At 45.7% G+C, this 5,683-nt stretch carries 2 tRNA genes and 3 rRNA genes; all 5 read left to right on the top strand.

Annotation, left to right across the window (positions count from 1 at the left end):
- The first annotated feature begins 566 nt into the window (after positions 1-566).
- Positions 567-2,092: ribosomal RNA gene (locus tag DFQ05_RS13545) — 16S ribosomal RNA — on the top strand.
- A gap of 99 nt (positions 2,093-2,191) precedes the next feature.
- A tRNA-Ile gene (locus DFQ05_RS13540) sits at positions 2,192-2,265 on the top strand.
- A gap of 111 nt (positions 2,266-2,376) precedes the next feature.
- Positions 2,377-2,450: transfer RNA gene (locus tag DFQ05_RS13535), tRNA-Ala, on the top strand.
- Between the two features lie 144 nt (positions 2,451-2,594).
- Positions 2,595-5,412, top strand: a 23S ribosomal RNA gene (locus DFQ05_RS13530).
- 119 nt (positions 5,413-5,531) lie between these two features.
- A 5S ribosomal RNA gene (rrf, locus tag DFQ05_RS13525) occupies positions 5,532-5,640 on the top strand.
- The 16S, 23S and 5S rRNA genes sit together here with 2 tRNA genes alongside, the layout of an rRNA operon.
- Positions 5,641-5,683 lie beyond the last annotated feature (43 nt).

The raw sequence follows: 5,683 nt of genomic DNA, 5'->3' as shown, positions 1-5,683 counted from the left end.
GCTATCCACTACAATCCCTAACGCGGGCTTAATCATTAATCAGTTTATTAAACGGAAGTTTAGGTCAATGAGTTAACATAAGGCAAATTTTAATTTTAGTAGTACATATAATAAGGTATAAGAGGATTAGATTTTCGGGTATGATTTTCAATTTTTTCACTGGTCTTAAATACTGACAACAAGCCATTTAGGTATGTCAAAAAAATAGTTTAAAAATTAATTTAATAAAGTAGTTGTGGAAATAAAAAAGGGTTTTATATTTGCACCCTCGAAACGCCGAAGGGGTGTTTAGGGTAGTTCTGAAGAGGTATTGAAAAGTGGAGTTATAAAATAAAATTAAAAATAATTTAGTTTTGTTTTGGAGATAAGAAAAAGCGTTTTATATTTGCACCCGCTTAAGAGATAAACGCCTTAAGAGAATTAAAAAATACGTTCATTAACATATTGAATTGACAGCGTAAGAATTAATTGGAAACGATTAGTTCAGACAAGAGAATAAATCATATTGAGACTTTTGAAAATTCCTATTAGTTGTTAAGAAACAAGTGGCAACACTTAAAAATTTAACGATGAAGAGTTTGATCCTGGCTCAGGATGAACGCTAGCGGCAGGCCTAACACATGCAAGTCGAACGGTAACATAGAGAAGCTTGCTTTTCTGATGACGAGTGGCGCACGGGTGCGTAACGCGTATACAATCTACCTTTTACAGGGGGATAGCCTTTAGAAATGAAGAATAATACCCCATAGTATGTAGTAATCGCATGGTTATTATATTAAAGATTTATCGGTAAAAGATGAGTATGCGTTCTATTAGCTAGATGGTGTGGTAACGGCACACCATGGCAACGATAGATAGGGGCCCTGAGAGGGGGATCCCCCACACTGGTACTGAGACACGGACCAGACTCCTACGGGAGGCAGCAGTGAGGAATATTGGACAATGGAGGCAACTCTGATCCAGCCATGCCGCGTGCAGGAAGACTGCCCTATGGGTTGTAAACTGCTTTTATACAGGAAGAAACCTTTCCACGTGTGGAGAGCTGACGGTACTGTAAGAATAAGGATCGGCTAACTCCGTGCCAGCAGCCGCGGTAATACGGAGGATCCAAGCGTTATCCGGAATCATTGGGTTTAAAGGGTCCGTAGGTGGATAATTAAGTCAGAGGTGAAAGTTTGCGGCTCAACCGTAAAATTGCCTTTGATACTGGTTATCTTGAATCATTGTGAAGTGGTTAGAATATGTAGTGTAGCGGTGAAATGCATAGATATTACATAGAATACCAATTGCGAAGGCAGATCACTAACAATGTATTGACACTGATGGACGAAAGCGTGGGGAGCGAACGGGATTAGATACCCCGGTAGTCCACGCCGTAAACGATGGTCACTAGCTGTTCGGACTTCGGTCTGAGTGGCTAAGCGAAAGTGATAAGTGACCCACCTGGGGAGTACGTTCGCAAGAATGAAACTCAAAGGAATTGACGGGGGCCCGCACAAGCGGTGGAGCATGTGGTTTAATTCGATGATACGCGAGGAACCTTACCAGGGCTTAAATGTAGATTGCATTAGGCAGAGATGCTTATTTCTTCGGACTATCTACAAGGTGCTGCATGGTTGTCGTCAGCTCGTGCCGTGAGGTGTCAGGTTAAGTCCTATAACGAGCGCAACCCCTGTTGTTAGTTGCCAGCGAGTCAAGTCGGGAACTCTAACAAGACTGCCGGTGCAAACCGTGAGGAAGGTGGGGATGACGTCAAATCATCACGGCCCTTACGTCCTGGGCTACACACGTGCTACAATGGTAGGGACAGAGAGCAGCCACTTCGCGAGAAGGAGCGAATCTATAAACCCTATCACAGTTCGGATCGGAGTCTGCAACTCGACTCCGTGAAGCTGGAATCGCTAGTAATCGCATATCAGCCATGATGCGGTGAATACGTTCCCGGGCCTTGTACACACCGCCCGTCAAGCCATGGAAGCTGGGAGTGCCTGAAGTCCGTCACCGCAAGGAGCGGCCTAGGGTAAAATCGGTAACTAGGGCTAAGTCGTAACAAGGTAGCCGTACCGGAAGGTGCGGCTGGAACACCTCCTTTCTAGAGAAAGACGACTGATAAGGAAAGTTCATATACTAATAGAATCGATTTGATTTTATTCTCTTGCTGTTAATTTAATTTTATGATATAATTAAGTAGAGTCTCATAGCTCAGCTGGTTAGAGCGCTACACTGATAATGTAGAGGTCGGCAGTTCGAGTCTGCCTGAGACTACTAATTAAAGGAAATTCTAGAAGTTGGGAAACCAGTTTTACAGTACGCAGTTTGCAGTACACAGTACATCAACAACTGATTACTGGATACTGAATACTGACAACTAAAACAGGGGAATTAGCTCAGCTGGCTAGAGCGCCTGCCTTGCACGCAGGAGGTCACCGGTTCGACTCCGGTATTCTCCACTATCAACGCAAGTTGAAAACGTTCATTGACATATTGAAAAAGATACATGAAAAAAGTTAGATACTTATACTTAGGTATTTAACAAGAATCAAATATTTATTGTAACGAGCAATAAATGTAACTCATTAAAAAGACAAAAAGTACAATAAGCTACATAAGAGCGTATGGGGAATGCCTAGGCTCTCAGAGGCGATGAAGGACGTGATAAGCTGCGAAAAGCTGCGGGGATTGGCACATACAAATTGATCCGCAGATATCCGAATGGGGCAACCCACTATATTGAAGATATAGTATCCGAAAGGAGGCGAACCCGGAGAACTGAAACATCTAAGTACCCGGAGGAGAAGAAAACAAAAGTGATTCCGCTAGTAGTGGCGAGCGAACGCGGAATAGCCCAAACCAGTATTGTTACGGCAATGCTGGGGTTGTAGGACTACAATATTCGAGTCAAAGTGAATTAGAACTGTTTGGAAAGACAGGCCAAAGAGGGTGATAGCCCCGTATAGGTAAGCGATGATAAGATAGTAGTATCCTGAGTAGCGCGGGGCACGTGTAACCCTGTGTGAATTTGGCGGGACCATCCGCTAAGGCTAAATACTCCTGAGAGACCGATAGTGAACTAGTACCGTGAGGGAAAGGTGAAAAGAACCCTGAATAAGGGAGTGAAATAGAACCTGAAACCATACGCTTACAAGCGGTCGGAGCGGATTTATCCGTGACGGCGTGCCTTTTGCATAATGAGCCTACGAGTTACCGTTGCTAGCAAGGTTAAGGACTTCAGGTCCGGATCCGTAGCGAAAGCGAGTCTGAATAGGGCGCTATAGTTAGTAGTGGTAGACGCGAAACCGTGTGATCTACCCATGGGCAGGGTGAAGCTGTGGTAACACACAGTGGAGGCCCGAACCGGTTGACGTTGAAAAGTCTTCGGATGACCTGTGGGTAGGGGTGAAAGGCCAATCAAACTCGGAAATAGCTCGTACTCCCCGAAATGCATTTAGGTGCAGCGTATTATTAGTTTTATAGAGGTAGAGCTACTGATTGGATGCGGGGGCTTCACCGCCTACCAATTCCTGACAAACTCCGAATGCTATAAAATGATGTAATGCAGTGAGGGCATGGGTGCTAAGGTCCATGTCCGAGAGGGAAAGAACCCAGACCATCAGCTAAGGTCCCCAAATGTATGTTAAGTTGAATAAACGAGGTTGAACTGCTTAGACAGCTAGGATGTTGGCTTGGAAGCAGCCATTCATTTAAAGAGTGCGTAACAGCTCACTAGTCGAGCGGTTCGGCATGGATAATAATCGGGCATAAACATACTACCGAAGCTATGGACTTGTAAAAGTGGTAGGGGAGCATTGTAGTGTCGTCGAAGGTGAATCGTGAGGTTTGCTGGAGAAGCTACAAAAGAAAATGTAGGCATAAGTAACGATAATGCGGGCGAGAAACCCGCACTCCGAAAGACTAAGGTTTCCTCAGCTATGCTAATCAGCTGAGGGTTAGTCGGGACCTAACGCGAACCCGAAAGGGGTAGTGGATGGACAACAGGTTAATATTCCTGTACCTGCTCACACTAAAAGTGACGGAGGCGAAAAGTTAGTGCGCACAGACGGAATTGTGCGTTGAAGGGAACAGTAATGTCCTGATAGTACACTAAGGCTACGGCCGCGGTGATAATCTAGCGAATCGACTTCCAAGAAAAGCGAGTGAAGCAGCCCGTACCCTAAACCGACACAGGTAGTTGGGATGAGAATTCTAAGGAGCTCGAGAGATTCATGGCTAAGGAACTAGGCAAAATTGACGCGTAACTTCGGGAGAAGCGTCGCCTATCGAAAGATAGGCCGCAGTGAAAAGATCCAAGCGACTGTTTATCAAAAACACAGGGCTCTGCTAAATCGAAAGATGACGTATAGGGCCTGACACCTGCCCGGTGCTGGAAGGTTAAGTGGAGGGTTTAGCTTCGGCGAAGATCTAAAATGAAGCCCCAGTAAACGGCGGCCGTAACTATAACGGTCCTAAGGTAGCGAAATTCCTTGTCGGGTAAGTTCCGACCTGCACGAATGGTGTAACGATTTGGATACTGTCTCAGCCATGAGCTCGGTGAAATTGTAGTATCGGTGAAGATGCCGATTACCCGCAGTGGGACGAAAAGACCCCGTGAACCTTTACTATAGCTTAGTATTGGCTTTGGATAAGTAATGTGTAGGATAGGTGGGAGACTTTGAAGCGGCGTCGCCAGGCGTTGTGGAGTCATTGTTGAAATACCACCCTTTGCTTATCTAGAGTCTAACGTCTAACGACGGACAGTGCTTGGTGGGTAGTTTGACTGGGGTGGTCGCCTCCAAAAGAGTAACGGAGGCTTCTAAAGGTTCCCTCAGCACGCTTGGTAACCGTGCGTAGAGTGCAATGGCATAAGGGAGCTTGACTGAGAGACATACAGGTCGATCAGGTACGAAAGTAGAGCATAGTGATCCGGTGGTTCCGCATGGAAGGGCCATCGCTCAAAGGATAAAAGGTACTCCGGGGATAACAGGCTGATCTCCCCCAAGAGCTCACATCGACGGGGGGGTTTGGCACCTCGATGTCGGCTCGTCACATCCTGGGGCTGGAGAAGGTCCCAAGGGTTGGGCTGTTCGCCCATTAAAGTGGCACGCGAGCTGGGTTCAGAACGTCGTGAGACAGTTCGGTCTCTATCTACTGTGGGCGTTAGAAATTTGAGTGGATCTGACTCTAGTACGAGAGGACCGAGTTGGACGAACCTCTAGTGTACCTGTTGTTACGCCAGTAGCATTGCAGGGTAGCTACGTTCGGAAGGGATAAGCGCTGAAAGCATATAAGCGCGAAACCCACCACAAGATGAGATTTCTTTAAAGGGTCGTGGAAGATGACCACGTTGATAGGCTACAGGTGTAAAGGCAGTAATGTCATAGCCGAGTAGTACTAATAACCCGTAGGCTTATTGTACGCCTGTTTTTTTAAGATTACAATGATTTATCATGTATAATTTTCAATATGTTAAGATATTTGCAGCTTTGCTGCGCTATGAGCAAAAAGCGAAATGCTTAAAGCTAATAGCTAAAATTTAAGGTGGTTATAGCGACGGGGCTCACCTCTTACCTTTCCGAACAGAGAAGTTAAGCCCGTTTGCGCCGATGGTACTGCTTACTGTGGAAGAGTAGGTCGCCGCCTTTTTTGAAAGACCCAATCATAACGATTGGGTCTTTTTTTGTTTATA

Source organism: Winogradskyella wandonensis, assembly GCF_004346845.1.
Lineage (GTDB): Bacteria > Bacteroidota > Bacteroidia > Flavobacteriales > Flavobacteriaceae > Winogradskyella > Winogradskyella wandonensis.
Note: the sequence above shows the minus strand (reverse complement) of the source record. Positions and strands in the feature narration are given on the sequence as shown.